Source organism: Bhargavaea sp. CC-171006 (assembly GCF_009761675.1).
GTDB lineage: Bacteria > Bacillota > Bacilli > Bacillales_A > Planococcaceae > Bhargavaea > Bhargavaea changchunensis.
Map to the genome: position 1 here is coordinate 20,331 of NZ_QUZH01000028.1, position 18,374 is coordinate 38,704.

20 protein-coding genes are annotated in these 18,374 nt (G+C 53.9%); 4 read left to right on the forward strand and 16 right to left on the reverse strand.

Annotated features, from left to right (window positions below; genetic code table 11):
* From DZC51_RS13475 to DZC51_RS13485, 3 genes are read right to left on the reverse strand one after another with little or no spacing between them, the layout of a single operon-like run.
* Window positions 1-198: a helix-turn-helix transcriptional regulator gene (locus tag DZC51_RS13475; protein ID WP_157296763.1), complete on the reverse strand. Its 198-nt coding sequence runs from the start codon at window positions 196-198 to the stop codon at window positions 1-3.
* A gap of 9 nt (window positions 199-207) precedes the next feature.
* Complete coding sequence (locus DZC51_RS13480; protein ID WP_157296765.1) at window positions 208-597, reverse strand: hypothetical protein; 390 nt, start codon at window positions 595-597, stop codon at window positions 208-210.
* Window positions 598-609: 12 nt separating this feature from the next.
* On the reverse strand, window positions 610-1,014 hold the full coding sequence (locus tag DZC51_RS13485) for a hypothetical protein (protein ID WP_157296767.1): 405 nt from the start codon (window positions 1,012-1,014) through the stop codon (window positions 610-612).
* Window positions 1,015-1,156: 142 nt separating this feature from the next.
* Between DZC51_RS13485 and DZC51_RS13490 the strand changes: the two genes are divergently transcribed.
* Window positions 1,157-1,342, forward strand: coding sequence for a YhzD family protein (locus DZC51_RS13490; RefSeq protein WP_157296769.1), 186 nt, complete (start codon window positions 1,157-1,159; stop codon window positions 1,340-1,342).
* 51 nt (window positions 1,343-1,393) lie between these two features.
* Here the strand turns inward: DZC51_RS13490 and DZC51_RS13495 are convergent, their stop codons facing one another.
* Entirely contained in the window at window positions 1,394-2,176 is a 783-nt protein-coding gene (locus DZC51_RS13495) for an enoyl-CoA hydratase (RefSeq protein WP_157296771.1), read from the reverse strand.
* Window positions 2,177-2,371: 195 nt separating this feature from the next.
* Here DZC51_RS13495 and DZC51_RS13500 point away from each other — a divergent pair, with 195 nt between their 5' ends.
* Window positions 2,372-2,782: a VOC family protein gene (locus DZC51_RS13500; RefSeq protein WP_157296773.1), complete on the forward strand. Its 411-nt coding sequence runs from the start codon at window positions 2,372-2,374 to the stop codon at window positions 2,780-2,782.
* Between the two features lie 54 nt (window positions 2,783-2,836).
* Here DZC51_RS13500 and DZC51_RS13505 read toward each other — a convergent pair whose 3' ends face one another.
* The 6 genes from DZC51_RS13505 to DZC51_RS13530 form a co-directional block, all read right to left on the reverse strand.
* Entirely contained in the window at window positions 2,837-4,348 is a 1,512-nt protein-coding gene (locus tag DZC51_RS13505) for a coproporphyrinogen III oxidase (protein WP_157296775.1), read from the reverse strand.
* A gap of 98 nt (window positions 4,349-4,446) precedes the next feature.
* A complete protein-coding gene (locus DZC51_RS13510; protein ID WP_157296842.1) occupies window positions 4,447-5,328 on the reverse strand; it encodes a sugar phosphate isomerase/epimerase family protein in 882 nt (293 codons plus the stop codon).
* Window positions 5,318-6,391 (reverse strand): Gfo/Idh/MocA family protein, encoded by a 1,074-nt coding sequence (locus tag DZC51_RS13515; RefSeq protein ID WP_157296777.1) that lies wholly within the window; start codon window positions 6,389-6,391, stop codon window positions 5,318-5,320. The genes DZC51_RS13510 and DZC51_RS13515 overlap by 11 nt, the downstream gene beginning before the upstream one ends.
* Before the next feature lie 145 nt (window positions 6,392-6,536).
* Complete coding sequence (locus tag DZC51_RS13520) at window positions 6,537-6,884, reverse strand: YlbF/YmcA family competence regulator (RefSeq protein ID WP_157296779.1); 348 nt, start codon at window positions 6,882-6,884, stop codon at window positions 6,537-6,539.
* 15 nt (window positions 6,885-6,899) lie between these two features.
* Window positions 6,900-8,042, reverse strand: coding sequence for a DUF445 domain-containing protein (locus tag DZC51_RS13525; RefSeq protein WP_157296781.1), 1,143 nt, complete (start codon window positions 8,040-8,042; stop codon window positions 6,900-6,902).
* A 75-nt stretch (window positions 8,043-8,117) separates the two neighbouring features.
* Window positions 8,118-8,507 (reverse strand): ferritin-like domain-containing protein, encoded by a 390-nt coding sequence (locus tag DZC51_RS13530; protein ID WP_157296784.1) that lies wholly within the window; start codon window positions 8,505-8,507, stop codon window positions 8,118-8,120.
* Between the two features lie 73 nt (window positions 8,508-8,580).
* Between DZC51_RS13530 and DZC51_RS13535 the strand changes: the two genes are divergently transcribed.
* Together DZC51_RS13535 and DZC51_RS13540 are read left to right on the forward strand one after the other, a co-directional pair.
* On the forward strand, window positions 8,581-8,784 hold the full coding sequence (locus DZC51_RS13535) for a YheE family protein (RefSeq protein WP_157296844.1): 204 nt from the start codon (window positions 8,581-8,583) through the stop codon (window positions 8,782-8,784).
* A 268-nt stretch (window positions 8,785-9,052) separates the two neighbouring features.
* Complete coding sequence (locus tag DZC51_RS13540) at window positions 9,053-9,202, forward strand: hypothetical protein (protein WP_157296785.1); 150 nt, start codon at window positions 9,053-9,055, stop codon at window positions 9,200-9,202.
* Window positions 9,203-9,254: 52 nt separating this feature from the next.
* Here the strand turns inward: DZC51_RS13540 and DZC51_RS13545 are convergent, their stop codons facing one another.
* The 6 genes from DZC51_RS13545 to DZC51_RS13570 form a co-directional block, all read right to left on the reverse strand.
* Window positions 9,255-10,952, reverse strand: coding sequence for a serine hydrolase domain-containing protein (locus DZC51_RS13545; protein WP_232524145.1), 1,698 nt, complete (start codon window positions 10,950-10,952; stop codon window positions 9,255-9,257).
* A gap of 485 nt (window positions 10,953-11,437) precedes the next feature.
* A complete protein-coding gene (locus tag DZC51_RS13550) occupies window positions 11,438-12,712 on the reverse strand; it encodes an MFS transporter (RefSeq protein WP_157296787.1) in 1,275 nt (424 codons plus the stop codon).
* A 102-nt stretch (window positions 12,713-12,814) separates the two neighbouring features.
* Window positions 12,815-14,515, reverse strand: coding sequence for a M20/M25/M40 family metallo-hydrolase (locus DZC51_RS13555; protein WP_157296789.1), 1,701 nt, complete (start codon window positions 14,513-14,515; stop codon window positions 12,815-12,817).
* Between the two features lie 107 nt (window positions 14,516-14,622).
* Window positions 14,623-14,823, reverse strand: a complete 201-nt coding sequence (locus DZC51_RS13560) for a hypothetical protein (RefSeq protein WP_157296791.1) — start codon at window positions 14,821-14,823, stop codon at window positions 14,623-14,625.
* A 28-nt stretch (window positions 14,824-14,851) separates the two neighbouring features.
* Window positions 14,852-16,609: an ABC transporter ATP-binding protein gene (locus tag DZC51_RS13565; RefSeq protein ID WP_157296792.1), complete on the reverse strand. Its 1,758-nt coding sequence runs from the start codon at window positions 16,607-16,609 to the stop codon at window positions 14,852-14,854.
* On the reverse strand, window positions 16,602-18,350 hold the full coding sequence (locus DZC51_RS13570; RefSeq protein WP_157296794.1) for an ABC transporter ATP-binding protein: 1,749 nt from the start codon (window positions 18,348-18,350) through the stop codon (window positions 16,602-16,604). Before DZC51_RS13570 ends, DZC51_RS13565 begins: the two co-directional genes overlap by 8 nt.
* Window positions 18,351-18,374 lie beyond the last annotated feature (24 nt).

The following is an 18,374-nucleotide window of genomic DNA, read 5'->3' on the forward strand; positions in this document are numbered from 1 at the left end:
TCACTCCTCCTCCGGATCAAATAAGTCTTCGATGCGGCAGCCGAAAACGGCAGCCAGTTTGAACGCCAACTCAAGCGACGGATTATATCGCCCTTTTTCAAGGGAGATGATCGTCTGCCTGGAAACGCCGAGCGCCTCGGCCAGATCGTCCTGTGTCATTCCCCGCTCTGAACGATTGTCCCTGATATAGTTTTTCATGGCTTCCTCCTACATCCTTCTCGTCAGGACCATCGTGATCACTGTTTGGCTCAATCCGTAAAACACAAAAATGACAAATACGGTCTGAAGTGCTGTCAAATGGGTCGGATACGATGCCAACACTAGGATCAGTCCGGCGAGAGCCAAGATGAGAACTTGGGAACTGTAAAAAGATGAACGCTCGATAATTCGGCGCCACCGTTCATCCTTCATGTCCCAATGCGGGAAAACGATCAGATTATAGAAAAGAGGAATTAACAGCATAAAAGGAACCAGTGCTGAAAACCATCCGATATTTCCTTGTTGAATCTGGCTGATCACTCGGGATACGCCCCAAAATACGACGATGATTATCAAGGTGATCAAGAACCACTTGGTAAACTTTTCACTTGGCTTCATATATTCCACTCCCTACATCCTCTTGGACAAAATGACGAATGTGATAAATACCGATGAAACGAGGAACGAGGCAATGACGGAAACGGTCTGATAGCCGCTCATTTCCAGAGGTGTCAGAGCGAAAACATTCACGAGAAACGCCAGGAATATCAACAAAACAATGTAGTTGTAGAACATCCCGCGTTCCCGGATTCTCCTCCAGCGCTCATCATCCGCGGCAAAATGCGGGTGCAGCGCAGACAGGCACCACAGCATGATTGCCATGGAGGTCAGCATAAGCTCATGCCCAAGCGGAAACTCTCCCGAAAGAACCGATGAAAGGACGAACAGTCCCGCTACGGCAGTATGAAAAATCGCAAGCCCTGTGAAGACACCTTTCCCCGGTGCCTTCAGGGAGGCAAAATTCTGCACGGCCAAAGTAAAGCCTCCTTTACGTAACTAAAACTTTACGTAAAGCTTACTTTACTTTATTCATAGCGTCAAGCGACCTTTACAATAATTCTTCATTTTTTCAGAATATCTTTTATAATGGGGATAGTAGTGAAAGGGGGATGCTGAAATGAAGACGTATAAACTGACGGCATACAAGCAGGACGGGGAACTGATCACGGAGGAGTCGTTCCAGGCGGAGCATGACGACGCGGCGAAGGAAAAGGGGCGCGCTCTCCTCGAAGAAAAGGAATTGTCCGAACAGACTCACCGCCTCGCCTCTCCGGAAGGCAAACTGCTGCTGTTCCATTCCTGATACGAAAAAACCCCGCAGCATCCGTTTTCTCGGATACTGCGGGGTTCCTCTTTATTTCCCTGTGAAAGCCGGCTTTCTTTTCTCGACGAATGCCTTGATCCCTTCTTTATGGTCCGCGGTTTCCTTCATCGCCTGCTGGGCGTCTGTTTCGAGCTCGAGGACGCTGCGTAGTTCTTCCAGACGTGACGTGTGGAGGATGCCTTTCGAAGCGATCATCGCACTGATCGGTGTGGACAGGAGCTTCTGCGCCATCCCTTCCGATTCTTTATGAGCCGTGCCGTCCTGTGCGACTTCATCGATAAGTCCCCAGCCTGCTGCCTGTTCGGCTTGCATGACATCGCCCGCCCAGATCATCTGCTTCGCTTTCGGGACGCCGATCCGCTCCTTCAGGAAGAAGTGTCCGCCGCCATCCGGCACAAGGCCGATGCCGATAAAGTTCATTGCAAGCTTTGCCGATTTCTCCGCGATAATGACGTCGCACGCGAGTACCATGCTGAATCCCAGGCCAGCTGCGGCGCCATGCACCGAAGCGATGGTGATCTGAGGCAGTGTATAAAGCGCAATCGCCAGGCGACTGACGTCTTTCATGACGATGCTCAGGTCCATCGGGCTTTCCGGGTCGATCATCTCCTTGATGTCACCCCCCGCGGAAAACGCGCGGCCTTCGCCTTTCAGGATGACCACCTGGGTGGAGCGGTCTTCTTTGAGTTCTTCCAAGGCATCGGCGAGTTCCTTCATCATCGTGCTGTTCATCGCATTCATCGCATCAGGCCGGTTCAGCACCAGACGCGCAATTTTCCCTTCCCGTTCAAGCCGGATTGTTTCGTAAGCCAAAAACGACACCTCTTCCTATCAATTATATGAATAGTCGTTCACCACTATAGGCTTTCGGTACCGTTCAGGCGTTTCCCTTTTTTGTTCTGAAATTAAAAATCACTTCAGATACCGGATAGGAGCACTCATCCCAACAATAGAGCTGCCGTATTCGTTATAATAGAGCGGAAAGCATGTCTCAGGGAGGTACTGACCATGAAAATCGGAAGCATCTTTGTCCCGGTATCGGACTTGAACCACTCTGCCGATTGGTATGAATCCCGTCTGGATCTCAAGCGGATCGGCGAGTGGGAAGGAGGAATCGGCTATGCGCTGCCGGACGGCTCCGCACAGCTTGCGCTTGTGCGCACGAAAACGCAGCAGGGTACGGAATTCTTCGTGGACGAAAAAGAGCGTCATGTGTTTTTCAACCTGCTTGTCACGGACGCCCGCGACCTGCACCTGAAACTCAGCACCCGCGCTGTCGTCACCACGCCGATTAAGGAAGCAAACGGCATGAAATACTTTGACTTCTTTGACCTGGACGGCAATACGTTCAGCGTCGTTGAAGAAGACCCGGATTCGCCTTTCTACCAGGATCACCTGGAAGAGAACCCGAACAAATGAAAAAAGGAGACCAAACCGAAATGGGTTTGGTCTCTTGTATTTTTGATCTCGTTTTTACTTTGCCGGCACGGCTCCCCCAAACAGTTCGTCCAGCATTTCGAGCTTCTTGTCGATCGATTCCGAATAGCTCAGGATGTAGGCGGACGGGTCTTTCGGGTTGTGGAACTGGGTGATGCGGCCGGTTCCAGGATGGACGAACTTGCTGGATGCGCCGCAACCGAGCCCGATGATCGTCTGGACCTCTTCCATGATGACGATGTTATAGATGCTTTCCTCGCCCGGCTTGGAATAGCCGACGTTCTCGAGGTTGCCGAGGATGTTTTTCTGGCGGTACAGGTAGTACGGGACGTAACCATTCCGCGCGGTCCAATTTTGCGCCATGTGCATCATGTCGACGACGGTGTCGCGGTCCGCCACTGTGTACTTGGAGCGGTTGCGCGTCATCTCGGACGCCCGCTTGAACGACAGCGTATGGACGGTGAGCGATTCCGGCTGGAGCTTTTCCGTCTCGGCGAGCGAGTGCGCAAACTCCTCCGTCCCCTCGTTCGGCAGGCCGATGATCAGGTCCATGTTGATATTGTTCATGCCCATCTCGCGGGACAGGTGGAACTTGTCGATCGTCTCCTGCACGGTGTGGAACCGCCCGATCGCCTTGAGGGTCTCGTCGGTGTACGACTGGGGATTGACGCTGATCCGGTCGATGTTCCACTTTTTCAGCACATCGATCTTCTCCGGCGTGATCGTGTCGGGACGTCCCGCCTCGACCGTGATTTCCCGGACGTTTTCAATGTCCGGGAAGGACTTGTAAAGCGTCTCGTAGAGCGCATCCATCTCATGCGCTTCGATCGAGGTCGGCGTGCCGCCGCCGAAATAGACGGACGTCACTTTGATTCCGCGCTCTTTCAGCCAGGCACCGATTTCCTCGATCTCCACGTGCAGTCCGTCCAGGAACGACTGGACGCGCGTGCCGCGGCGCGGGAGCGCGTAAGCCGGGAATGTGCAGTAGGCACACTTCGTCGGACAAAACGGGATGCCGATGTAGACGCTGACTTCCTCGCCGATCCGGTCGAGATCCGGGATCATCTTCAGTTGCCGGGCGACGATGTCTTTCATGAGTTCGATCTTTTCCGGCGTGATGCGGTATTCGCTGATGAGCCGCTCCGAGATTTCCTCATGAGTGAGTCCCTGCCGGCGCATCTTGTGGTACAGCTTCGTCGGACGCATGCCGGTCAGGATGCCCCACGGCTGGATCAGCCCTGTCGATTGCTCGAGGACATCGAGGAAGACATGGGAAAGCACCCGCTTCAGCTGGCGTTTTTCGGCTTTCGGATCGCCGCCGTGTGCGGATTCCTCTTCGTAGGCAGCGGTGAATTCCCGATTGCCTTCCAGGAGCACCGCCCGGCCGCTGATGGTTCCACGTTCTTCGGACCAGTCCATCGAGACGCTGATGCCGTCCTCCGGCTTCTCACCGGTCATTTCAGTCTCCTCGAAAAACAGATTGGCGATATGTTGGAACATGCGGATCCAGTCGTGATCGAATTGTTGCTGTATATGAATGGGTTTCATGTTGTGCTCCTTGTTTCAGTGGAATGAAAAATCTCCGTTTATTATAGCAGACAGGTCCGCCGAATTCATTTTCTTCTGCCGAATGTGCTTTTTCTATCTCACGGCGGATGCCGGTACTGGTTGATGAACCGGATCGCTTCCGAGATATCCCGTACCGGATCTGCCCTCACTTCCCGCTCCACGGTCAGGTACCCGTCATAACCGATGTCTTGAAGTGCCCGGAAGTAGGCATCAAAATCGACCGCCCCCTCTCCCGGCGGGACCTCCCGGAAAAAGTCCCCCCGCTCCACCATCTCCGCAATCTCTTCGTGTGAGCCGCCCGGACAGTATCCGTGCATCCCGTACACATCGCGAGGATCAGCCGCACGCAGCCGGACGCCGTCTTTTACATGGGTATGGACGATATATTCCTTCAGCACATGCACCCCCTGCACAGGATCATCTCCGGTGACCATGACGAGATTCGCGGGATCGAAGTTCACCGAAACGCCGTCCCCCGGAAGGCTGTCCAGAAACTTCTTCAGCCGGATGCTTGTCTCCGGTCCCGTCTCGATCGCGAAATACCCGTCCATCCCTTTTGCAAAGGACGCGAGGCCCCTGCAGGCTTCCTGCATGGCCGCATAGATTCTGCCCGATTCATCCTCCGGCACAATCCCGATATGCGTCGTCACAATATCCGTTCCAAGGTCCTTGGCGAGGTCAATGATTCGCTTTGACTTCTCGATCTTCGCAGGGTTCGCCTCCGGGTCCTGAAATCCGTGTCCGCCCAGATCCCCGCAAAGTGCCGAGACCTCAAGACCGAGGTCATCGATGAACGCCTTCAGCTCCCGCCTTTTTGTGGGACTCATTTCCGCAGGATCCAGTTCACCCGATACCGCATACATCTGGACACCGTCAGCCCCCATTTCCTTCGCCTTCTTCAATGCCTCCCGCACCGGCAGCCTCAAGTTATCCGTTATGATCCCGACTTTATTGGTCATCCTGATCGTAAACGACCTCCCGTCCGGTTTTGGATGATTCGTAGACACCGTCCAGCATCTTCATCACTTCAATCCCGTCCTCAAGCGGCGCTTCCGACTTTTTACCGTCCAGGCAACACTCGACAAAATGGTCGATTTCCGCACCGAACGCCTCATCAAAATCAATCGTCAAATGGTCGATCTGCGGATGGATGTTTAAAATCGTATCGTTCTGTTCGGTCATCAGCACGAGTTCCGGCTCGAGCTCCGCCCCTCCATTTTTTCCGTAGAGCCGGATTGCGGTCTCATCCTGTTTGGCGTGAAGGCTGAAGGAGACATCAATCATTAACGTTGCCCCGTTTTTGAATGTGACCATTGCCGCCGCCAGATCTTCCACGTCATTCTTGCCGGCGCAGTAATCCGCCGCCTTGTAAAACGATAGGCCCTCCACATTTCCGCGGTTTCCGAGCTCGCTGAACGTCACTCCCCTGATGCGGGCGACCTCAGGCTTCCCCATCAAATACCAGCAGACATCAAGGAGATGCACCCCAAGATCAATGAGCGGCCCACCGCCCGACCGCGAACGGTCCGCAAACCAACCCCCGGGGTTGCCGATTCTGCGGAGATGGGTGCCTTTCGCATAATAGATCTCGCCAAGCAATCCGTCGTCAATGAACGTTTTCAGCACACGTGTCCCTGCCGCGAAACGGCGCACAAACCCGACCTGGAACACGATGTCCGGTTCCACGGCGGCATCCCTGATCCGAAGCGCTTCAGGAAAAGTCATCGCGAGCGGTTTTTCCATCAGCACGTGCTTGCCGTGCTCCAGTGCCTTCACGCCGAGTTCCGCGTGCGTGTGATTCCATGTACAGATGCTGACCGCATCCACTTCCGGATCCGCAAACACCTCTTCCGCTGTGCGGAACACCTTCTGCACCCCGAAGCGGACCGCCTTCTCCGCCGCCCGTTCCATCGACAGGTCATACACCCCGTACAACTTCACCCGCCTGTTTTGCCTGTACGACTGCAAATGAAAATCCGAAATCATCCCGGCGCCGATCACACAGACCTTCAGCTCATTCATTTGCCGCTCCTCTCTCATTTGCCTGTACCCGTCACTAGTCATTCACTTTCCTACATTGTATGGACAGGCGGAGTCGTTCACGACTGAAATCAACACACAAAAAAGCCGCCCGGAAGGCAATATGCCCCGGACGGCTTGAGCTTCATTAAATTTTCTCGTAAAGGGACTGCACCGGCTTCATGAGAATCCGGTTGACGTCTTCGATGATGCGGCTCAGCTGCATTTCAGCCTGCAGCATCCCGGCGATCTTCGGGTTGTTCTGGGCAAGCTGCGCCGTTTTCTGCGCGTATTCCAGAACATCGCCGTCAATCTCTTCGCCCGCCATCTGCTTTTGCTGGAGGTCCATCTGGATCTTCCGGAAGTTCCGGAAGATGTTCAGCGCCTCTTCGTCATTCTTGACGTTTTCGATCGCTCCGACAAGCGCTGCGTATTCATCCGTCTTGCGGAATGTCGCTTCGAGCCGGTTGATGTCATCATAAATATTCACTGTCATTTTCCATCACTCCAATCAATTAATGAGCAACGACAAGATCCCCTGGAAGATCCCGATCAGGCCTCCAAGGACCGCCCCCAGGACCGTGATCATCTTGAACTCCCGTTTGGAAATTCCGAGCACCAGGTCTTCCAGTCTGGATACCGGAAACGTGTCGACTTGCTCTTTGACCATCTGGTCGATTTTCAGGCGGCTGAGCGCCTCTTCCATCTTCGCCTCCGCCTGGCTGAAGGCAAAGTCGGTGAGGGCGGGCGTCACATTGTTCGCCACCCATGCCTCCCCTTCCGGCCAGTAGTCTTTCAGCGTGCGGTCCAGCCGGTCGCCTGCAGCCAGCTCTTTCCTGACATAGGCGAGGACCGATGCCTTCAGGCCGTCCCAGTCAAATCCACCGATCAGTTCCTCGACCGGGCGGTTTTTCAGTTTCTCATATTCCCCTTCAATCAGTCCATCCAAAAGACGTGCGGTTCCCGGAGCAGACAGGAACTTCAGGCCTTCTCTCTGAATCTTGTCGACGAGGGTTTCCGAACTCCCGAATAGCGACTGGAGCATGCCGCCGAATGTCCCCCGGGATTCCAGGAAGTCATCCAGCATGTTGCGGATCGTCTTCCGGCCATCCGCCGAGTTCACATAGTCCATGGCGCGTGACAGGATATAGCGGCGGATTTCCGGAAGCTTCTCCTCCGCCTCTTCCATCCAGTGTTCAGGCACCCGCTCCGAGACTGTGCCGGTAAGGAGCCGCGCTTTTGCTTCCTCAAACTTAACATCCACGAGACCGAGCGCGACTGTCTCGATCTTCTCGTCTGCGCCCCGCATACCCGCCATGTCCAGCCAGTCTGATAATGTCTTATCCCCGCCGAATACATGCTTGCCGATCAGCCGGCCGATCACTGCCTCCGCCTTTTCCCGGACAGCGGGCGTGAAGAGCTTGTTCCGGAACGTATCCGGCGTCAGAAGGTAGTCCACAACGATTCTGCCGAACTGCCTGGCCAGCTCGTCCCGGCGCTTCGGAATGAGTCCCGGCGTGAACGGCACACGCCAGTTGCCGATATATTTAGCCTCATGGGGGCGGAACAGCATCTTGATCGCCAGATGGTTCGTAATGCCCCCGATGATGGCGCCGATCACAGCCATCATCGCGATGGTCAGAAATGCATTCAATCACTTCACCTTTTTCTGTTGGTGTCCGTCCCATTATAACAGACAGAGACTTATACAGAAAAAGGAACGCCACCCTCAGATGGCGTTGTACATCATTGAGAACCGGATGGCATGTTCCATGTCGTCGTGCATCGCAATGAAAAACGGGTTGATGCCCTCCTGGAGAGGCGATTCAAGCATCATGACTTTGTATTTATCGGTCCCTTCCAGCTCGTCGCGGACCGCCTGCTTGAGCGCACCCTTCATATTGTCGACCGGCCCCGGCTTCCTGAGGCTTTGAACGTAGTCGCCCGTCATCATATAATAGAGCTGCTGGAACATTTCATAATGGCTCTTCTCATCATCCAATGCATGCTGGATGAAGTCGAGCCAGTACCGGTCATTCGTGAGCGAAGCCATCGACTTGTAGAAATAGAACGTCTTGTACTTGTCCTCTATCGCTTCGCGGAGCTGATCGGTAAACACGCGGTCGCATCCTTTCGTCATCTTTACACCAAGGTATGCGTTTGGAGCGGCCATCATGAAAGGGATGAGGGACATGCTGCAGCATTTCACGTACAAACCGATGTTCGAAGGAGGCCGGCTCCCGGGCTGGACGTTCTCTTTCCATTATAAAAACAAGCGCTACGGCGGCGACTACCGCCAGGACGGCTCGATCGTCTGGTCAGGCGAAACACCGCCGGATGAAGATCAGGTCAAGAAGATGATTCACGAACTGATGACGTTCCACGTCTACGAGTGAGGCTTGTTTCGGCTTGGGAGGCCATATTGCAAGTCGGGTTTCCTTATTGCAAGTCGGGCGGCCTTATTTCAATTCGAGCGGTGTTATTGCAACTTCAACCTCCTTATTTCAAGTCGGGCAGCCTTATTGCAACTTCAGCCCCCTTATTTCAATTCGAGCGGCCTTATTGCAACTCCCTTCCTTATTTCAGATCGGACACTCAACATGACCGTTTGATTTGAGCGTCTGCCGGGAATACTCCAAGTAATACCGGAAGGAGGAATTCCCGATGGGAGACAGCAAATCGCAGAACAACTTCGAAGAGAAAGATAAGCTGAACGAACAGCAGCGACGCGAACAGGAAGCGATGAAGGACAAGGCCCGCGAGCCGAATGAGCAGAACCGGATGATCAATACTGCCGACAACCAAAGAAAATAATTGCAAGAAGCCTCCACAGCCGAATAACCGGATGTGGAGGCTTTTTAATCATTTAAAAATAAAATTCCCAATATAGGATGTTACCGGTCAGTACGACTGCAGTCATCACTGTGAGAATTCCGATGAAAGCTTCCCGTTTGTCCTTCCGTCCGGTTCTCATCCGGGCAATCAGGATGCCGCTGACGACCCATGAAGCGGCCACGTAGAACAAATTCGCAGTCAGGAAAGGATGAATGGATGTGTAGGTCGTTATCGATGCGGTGCGATAGGCGATCCAGACGGCGTTGAGGACCGCCAGCAGGTTCAATACATGCTGCATCAATAGGATTGTATGGATCCTTATTTTTCTCAGCAGGGAGAAGAGCATGAAAACAATGGATAACAGTGCAGCAAGAGCCCCCAGGGCGATTGATCCCCACTCAAGTAGATGTTGATAAATTGGGATACGCAACATGTCCGTTTGAGCGGAAGACAACATGTTTCCGTTTACCGGATGCTCTGAATAAACATCGATCGCATAGGCGCTGAAGTCGTCCCCTGTCAGATACATTCCCGGTCCCGTCTGCGAATAGCGGAGGCCGTTCATCGTGAGATCATGTGCTTCCGCCTGTTCAGATTTGCTTCTCAAAAGAAGGCCATACACCTTGCTGAATCCGTGCCGGGGCACGCGGGCCGGCTCATAAATTCCTGCCCACTTTGATGAGTCTTCCAAGGTAGACGGGTTTTCCTTATGGGGCTTTCCGAAGACGATTTCAGGAATACCAAGTGTGAAGGTGCGCTCATTCGCCATATTGGTCATCACCAACACACCGGTCCCCGCTTGTCTGTCTACATAAAATGAAGAACTGAAGGCAACGGTATTCCCACCGTGTCCAAAAACCTGTCCGCTTTCGGACGGCAAGGAAACCAGCCCATTGGCCATCCTCGGCACATTCGTTCCCGGGTAATATAAAGTGGGCAGGAGCAGGGCGTCGAGCGTTTGGCGGTGCCGGAACAAAGGAGCTCCGTCTTCACTCAACAGCGCCTTCAGCAGTTTTTGAAGATCAGAAGCAACTCCCGTCACACTTCCGGCAGGATACAGGGGAATCACATAATGATTCGGCTGGATCAGCTGCAGATCTTCCGAGTAGCCCTGGACGTTTTTCCTTTGCTCTTTCACCCATGGGAGATCATTTTGTTCCGCGTCTATTGATGTTTTCGTCATTTGAAGAGGTTCGAAAATGTGTTTCTGTACATATAATCTGAAGTCCATGCCACTCACTTCTTCAACCACATAGGCGGCCAGCCCGGCCCCGTAGTTCGAGTACGCAACAACCTCTCCCGGAGGAAATACCTGCCGGACATCCGCAGCTTCCAGTACCTCTTTTAATGAAGCTATTTCGGCCGGTTTCAGAACCATCAAATCCGTGTAGCTGTCATCGTAGCCAGCCGTATGATTCATTAAGTGTGTCAATGTAACAGGACTGTCAAATGAAAGTTTTGAGTGAAAGTCCCGGGGCAGATACGTTGCGATATCTTTATCCAACTCAAGGTGACCGGCCTCTTCCAGCTGCAGAATGCTGATCCAGATGAGGACTTTGGAAACAGATCCCCATTCAAAGATTGTTTCTTCATCGACCGGGACCTGCCGCTTGATATCAGCATACCCATCCATCAAATACGTGATTTCATCTTCATTGACGACGATCACAGCTACGCCTGCCGCCTTTTCTCCATGTTCGTTCAGGTAATCAGATAATGCCTCTTCCAATTCTTGCTGTTCTGATGCCGCCAAGACAGGTTTGATATTGATTGTAAAGAACATCAGAATCAGAGAGACATATACGAATAGACGAACCTGTTGAGGACCTTGATTGTTCACAACTTATCAAACCACACTCTCTGATTTCTGTTATCAACTCAAACAAACCTGAGCCCTGTGACACCTTACATAAGAACTCATTATTTTCAGTCTATTCTAGCACATATTTACTAATGCTCCCCCGTCAAATAAGGGATCTCCGCCGGCAAAGACAAATAACAGCCCCGACAGCCAATGGCAGCCGGGGCTATAACATGTCATTTCACATCTTTACATATAAATAAATATGTCAAATTACCTTTTAAATAAATTGGGGGATTCTAATGGAATTATTCATTACTGTATCGCCACTCATTATAATGTACCTATTCTTTCTCGGAACCATCTGGTTGGTTGTTACGATCATAAAAAAAGCTTGGAAGGATTAATCATTCCTATTCCCCCGCCAGCTTCCTCCTCCCGAACACCATGTAATAGTAGATGGACGAAATCATATACAGGACGCCCGTGATCGTAAACGCCCACGCGTATCCCCAGTACGATCCGTAGGCAACGACCAGACCCGCGGACACCGGGCCCATCGCCGCCCAGCCCATCTGGAAGACGGTCTGGTTGACGGAGTTGGCGAGGCCTTTGTATTTGTCGTGGACGATTTCCATCGAGATGGCGCTCTGGATCGGGTTGCCGGCGTTCATGAGCGCCTGGCGCATGAGGAATCCGAGAGAAGCGAGGCCAAGCGACATCGTATAAGCCGTCAGGAACAGGAACGGGATCGATGCGAGCTGGAAGAAGATGAGCGCCTTCACCTTGCCGACCCGCTTGACCAGCGCCGGACCGATCATCATCGCGACGGCCGTCATAGCGGACCCGAGTGATAAAATCAGGCCGATGTAGGCATTTGATGCATCGAACCTGTTGGCGAAGTACAGGTTCAGGTACGGGATGACAAGCCCTGACCCGAAACCGATCAGCAGATTCGCAAGTCCGAGATGGAAAATGAGTTTCACGTTTCTGCCCAGTGCCGCCTCATCCGGCTCACCTGCTTCAGGCGGTTCGGGGATCCGGTCCGGAGTCACATGCGGCTGGTCCGCCCGCTTTCCACCAGAAAGGAAGAAGAGCGGAAGAATCCCAGCCGCAAAGATTGCCGCTCCTGCAAGAAGTGACCACCGGACCGCCTCCACTTCGAACAGGCCGAACGACTTTTCCAGTATGTCCGCAATCACTCCGCCCCCGAGACTGCCGAACACTCCTGCCACGGTGACGAGCGAGAAATAAAGGCTGAACAGATGGACCCGTTCCGAAGCAGTCGAGTTTTCCGCAAGGAACGGGACACCGGACACCTGTACAAATGCCATCGTCAGACCAGTCACGAATGCGGCCGCCACAAGTGTGCTTTCCGCCGTTTCAACAGCTCGGTAGAACAACGTCATCATCGTAAGCGCAGACCCGCCGATGAGCAGCCACTTCCGTCCGAACCGGTCACTGAGCAGCCCAGCCGGTATGAGGATGATCGCCGTCGCGAGTGCCGTCATCGAGATTATACTGCCGTTCACGGTTTCCGGCATTCCGAGCGCCTTGATATACAGATTGTACATCACGGCAAATACCCCCATCCCGACCTGGATGAGGATATTGGCCAGTATGAACAGCCGGACGTTGCGGCTAAATCCAGAGACCTTCTTTTTCCATTCGTTCAACCAGTTAATCATGGACAGGCCCTTCACTTTCCGTTTATTTCGATATACGAATTATACGAAAACGGAAAGGAAAAGGCAATAGAAGGAATGGTCTTGAAGGTATCAGATGGGGAATCATGAATGGGCTTCCCGCACCTCCATGACAGGCGCAGTTTGAGTTTCATCTGCGCCGATCAGCCGTTCTATGACGCTCCGGGTCAATGCGGGAACCACTTCAAATGAATAAGCCATTTCCGCCCGTTCCATTTTGCTGTGCGCATCCATCCCATAGGGCCCGATGTTGATCACCGGAATCTGAAGTTCCCGCACTGCTTCGTAATCGACGAAGTGCTTGGTGCCCCAGGCAGGGTTGTTGTCCCTGACCGCCCCGATCCCCTCTTCATCGTCACTGATGGATACAAAGCTCATGTCGGAAATATGGGGAAAGAAATTTCTGACCTTGATCGGGTGGGGATACATCGGCTGCACGTCCTCGATCGCCCGATCCAGTGCCCGGTTCAGCGCTGCTTCATCCGAGGTTTCCCCGGTGATCCGCACCCTTGGCGAGTAAAGAGAGGAATAGAACAGGACAACCGCGGGCGACCGGTCGGCCATCCACTTCCAGGCTTCTTCGACCACCCTCACTGAAAACATCCTCACGTCCAAACTCGTGTCTTCGAGGAGATTCTTTTTGAATCGATCCATATGATCAGTGAACCGTACACCATGTTCATGGACCAGCTGTTCTTCCATCTCTTGATAAGTGAACACTCTCGGCGCCCAGGGAATTTGGCGAACCGGCTCGCCGGTCATCTCGCAGTATTGGCGATATCTGGCTCCGTAAATGGATAGGGCATGTTCAAATGCAACCAGAGCCTGCCCTTTCAACTTATTCAATACGTCTTCCGGTGACCATGAATGAACGAAGAAATTGTAATAAACAAAAGCGGACAAGGCCGTCTGAACCGTGTAGCCCGGCTTGAGATCGGTCTGTTTCAATGAGACCGGAGGAACGGTCACCTCCCCGTCCGCTTCATCACAAAGCTCCGGATTGTAGCTGATCTGCCTCGTCAGTTCCGCGGCGATCAGGTTCGGGTCCATCCCTTCAAAACAGGATCCCACATGTGCTTCGGCTCCTGTAATGAAGAAGGAAGGAAGCAGTTTTCCGACGGTTCCCCGATAGACGTAGCGGTTCCTGTCTTCTGTATGGCGTGGAGACACGAAGTCCGCATTGATGGCCCCTACATAGGTGAAGCCGAGTTGCTCTTTCCATTGCCTGAGCATGTCCAGCGCGGACAGGATTCCGTGGGAGCTGTCCTCTTCATCGCACTCCGCCAGGTACACAATGTTCCCGTCCAGCTTTTCGGGATGCTCCGCATAATACTTCAGGAGGTACGTATTGCTAGCCAGCCCGCTTTTCATATCCAGCACACCCCGTCCGAAAAGCCAATCACCGGAATCCAGCTGTTCCCTTACAGAATCGGGGAGCTCTTCTTTCCGCAGCTTTTCCATCAGACGGTCGGGATGGCAGGCATCCTCCTGCAGATGGACAAAATCATCCGTGCCCACCGTATCCAGATGACCCATCAGGAGCACCGTGCGCCCGCTGTTCCCTTTCGTCCCTTTCACATACGCCAACACATTGTGCCGCTCCCGCTCATCCTCACTTGTCGGGGCGAGAATCACCTGATCCGGGTGATCCATGAAATACGGCAATCCGGAAATCAGTGCGTGCAGGGTCTGTGCAAGCAACTTCTCCCCCTCCGTATTCACGATGCTCTCCTGCTGAACCAGCTTTTTTGTTATGGACATTACTTCTTCCCGGCTTGACCTCATTGGCCTTTTCTCCCCTTTTAGCGTCTCTATATTTATTCAGATTATTATTGAATTCATTGCAGGAGTCAATCTCACTCTTTATAAAACAAGATGCTCCCGGCGAAGAATCACCGGGACCGCTCTCGCTGCGATCCAATTTCGCCATTCGGAGGTCCGATTTCAGCATTCACCGCTCCGATTTCGTCATTCACGGCAAAAATCTCGTCATTCGCAACCGGCCGGCTGTGAATGACGAGATTAAACGTGCGTATGACGAGACTGAACTGACGAATGACGAGATTAAGCGGGCGAATGACGAGACTGATCAATGCCGGGACTGTAGCCCCGGCCTTTCTGTTATCCGGTCTTCCCCGCAGCCTGTGAGCCCGCCTGCAGCTTATACATCTGCGCATACTGGCCGTCGTAGGCGAGCAGCTGGTCATGGGTGCCGAGCTCGACAATCTCTCCGCGGTCCAGCACGATGATGCGGTCCGCGTTTTTGATCGTAGACAGCCGGTGGGCGATGACGAATGTCGTCCGCCCCTTTTTCAGGACATCCATCGCATGCTGGATGATTTCTTCCGTCTCGGTATCGATGTTCGACGTCGCCTCATCGAGGATGAGGATCGCCGGATCAAAGGCGAGCGCCCGGGCGAATGAGATCAGCTGGCGTTGCCCGGCGGACAGGGTGCTGCCCTTTTCCACGACCGGCTCGTCGATCCCGCCCGGAAGGTTCTTCAGCACCCGGTCGCCGCCGACGGCCTCTAGTGCGCTTTCCACAACTTCCCGGGATATCCTCGGGTCGTCCAGGCTGATGTTCGACCCGATCGTTCCGGTGAACAGATACGGATCCTGGAGGACGATGCCCATATGGTCCCTTACTGTCTGTCGGGACAGTTTGGTGATATCGGTGCCGTCGATGACGATCCTTCCCTTTGTCGGGTCGTAGAACCGGAACAGCAGGTTCATGATCGAACTCTTGCCGGAACCGGTATGGCCGACAAGTGCCACCGTCTCACCCTGTTTCGCCTCAAAGTCGATTCCTTTCAGGACATACTCTTCATCTTTGTAGGCGAACCAGACTTCCTCGAACCGGACGTTCCCCCGGTAGCGGGCGATCTTCTCGTCGCTCACGTCCTCCCCTTCCTGATCGAGCAGTTCGAAGACCCGCTCAGCCGCGACAAGCGAATGCTCGAGGCGGGAGAACTGGTTGACGATGCCCGTGATCGGGTTGAAGAGTCGCGTGATGTAGTCGACGAACGCGTAAAGTGCACCGACGGAGATCGCCGCAGGAGCGGAGATCGCCACATTGCCGAAGTACAGGATGAACGCGATGAACGTCATCGACCTGAGGACGTCGACCAGGTTGAACGACGTCGCCGAGTCGAGGAACAGCAGCTTATTGTTGTACTTAAAGTGCTCGTCGTTCAGCTCATCAAATTCCTGTTCCATCTGCTTTTCCCGGCGGAAAGCCTGGATGATCGTCATGCCCTGGATGGCCTCGTTGATCATCGCGTTCAGGTCACTTACCTTGCCGCGGATGATCCGGTTATATTTGGAGGCGTACTTCCTGTAGGAAATCATCCAGATGTAAAGCACTGGAATGAGCAGAAGCGTGATCGCTCCCATTGCCGGCTCAAGATAGATCAGCGCGGCGAGGATCCCGATCATGTACATGCCGCTTGTCGCAAACTGGGACAGCACCGTGACGTACATGTCCCGGATCGCTTCCGTGTCGTTTGTGATACGTGCAACGACTTTGCCCGCCGGCAGGTTGTCAAAGTAGCGGACCGGAAGTGTCTGGATCTTGCCGTACACTTCGTTCCGCATCTTCTGGATGATGCGGTTCGCTCCTCTCTGGAGGAGCAGGTATTCCATGTAGCGGAATACCGCCGTGACCACTGCCAAGCCCATGAAGACCGCAAGCAGCATCAGGATCGGGGCGAATTCCATCCCGCCTCCTTCACTGCCGGCGATGTGGTCATCGATGATCTTTTTTGCAATCAGCGGTCCGGCAAGGTCAGCCGCGACAGCGAGTGCCAGGCAGATCACGCCGGGAATGACATACCGTTTCTGGTCCGTCGCATAGCGCACCAGACGTTTTCCCTTACTCATGGTGATCCACCTCCCCGATCTGCTGCCGGTCGAATTGTTCACGGTACCAGCCGCCCGCTTCCAGCAAGGAATCGTGCGTTCCTTCCTCGGTGACTTTGCCGTCTTCAAGTACGATGATCCAATCGGCATGCTCGATCGCCGACAGCCTATGTGTCGTGATGATTGTCGTCTTATCTTGCCGGCCCTGCCGGATGTTTTCGATGATTGCCGTCTCGGTCTTGGCATCGACCGCCGACAGCGAGTCATCAAGGATCAGGATGTCCGGATCCTTGATCAGTGCCCGGGCAATGGAGATCCGCTGTTTCTGGCCTCCTGAGAGTGCAACGCCCTTTTCACCGACAAGCGTTTCCAGGCCCTGCGGCAACATTGAGAGATCCTTTCGGAAATGCGACAGGCGGATGGCTTCATCGATATCCGCATCGGTCGCGTCCGGCTTGCCGAACAGGATATTGTCCCGGATGGACCGTGAAAACAGCACATGATCCTGCGGCACATAGCCGATCCAGTCCCGCACTTCGTCTTTCGTCAGGTCACTGACAGAGACACCGGAAAAACTGAGTTCACCGTCTCCTGCCGGATATTCCCGGAGAAGCTGGCGGACGAACGTCGTCTTTCCGCTGCCGGTTTTCCCTACGATTCCGAGCGTCCCGCCGCGTTCGAGTCGGACTTTCACCCGGTCCAGGTTGACCGATGAGGACTGCGGATAACGGAATGTCACATCATTGAAAGTCACGTCATCCGGCTGACCAGCCCGTTTCGGCCGATCCGGGTCCCTCACGTCTTCCAGATAGGATAAGGTTTCGTGTACCCGGTCAAGGGAGGCATTCCCCCGCTGCATGACGTTGATCAGTTCGCCGATTGCGATCATCGGCCAAACGGCCATTCCGAGATAGACGTTGAACGTGACGAGGTTGCCGAGCGTCATCTCGCCGGTCGAGACGAGAAAAGCACCGTAGCCGAGGCCGATTGCGTAGCTGGCCGCGGTGAGCACTTTCGATGTCGGCGCAAACAGCGCATCGATCCGTTCGACCGCCATGTTCTTCTCGTACACTTCTTCCGTTTTCTTCCTGAACTTTTCTTCAGTCGCGCGTTCCTGGACGTATGCCCTGACGACCCGGACTCCCGCAACCGCCTCGAGCACGTCATCGTTCAGGTCGCCGAAAGCGTCCTGTGCGACGACGTACCGCTCGTGGATTTTCTTGCCGAGCACCTGCATGATGATCGCCAGGATCGGAAGCGGCAGGATGGCCGCCAGTGTCAGCTTCCACGAGACGAGGAAGCCGGCCGTCAGCAAGATCGTCGCCAAATAAAGCGTCGAGTCGATCAGCGTCATGATGCCGAACCCGGCCGTTTCAGAAATTGCACGCAGGTCGTTTGTCGAGCGGGCCATCAGATCGCCGGTCCGGTTCTTTTCGTAGAAAGTCGGAGTCATTTTCAGGAAGTGCTTCATAAGCCGGCTCCTGAGAACACGTTCGATCACATTCGCCCCGCCGAACAACTGGTATTGCCAGATAAAGTTCGAGGCGTAATTGACGGCCATGACGAGGACCATCACGCCGGCAAAGGTCATGAGCAGCCCTTCTGTCATATCGCCGCGGTACATCGTGTCGATCGCCCGGCCGATCAGCCATGGCGGTACGACGACGAGGATGTTGGTGAAGGTGAGCAAAATCAGTGCCACCGTGTACCGCTTCCAGTTCTCCTTGAAGAACCAGTTCAGTTTAAATAAGACTGAGAACATTGGTTATCCCTTCTCTCCATGGCG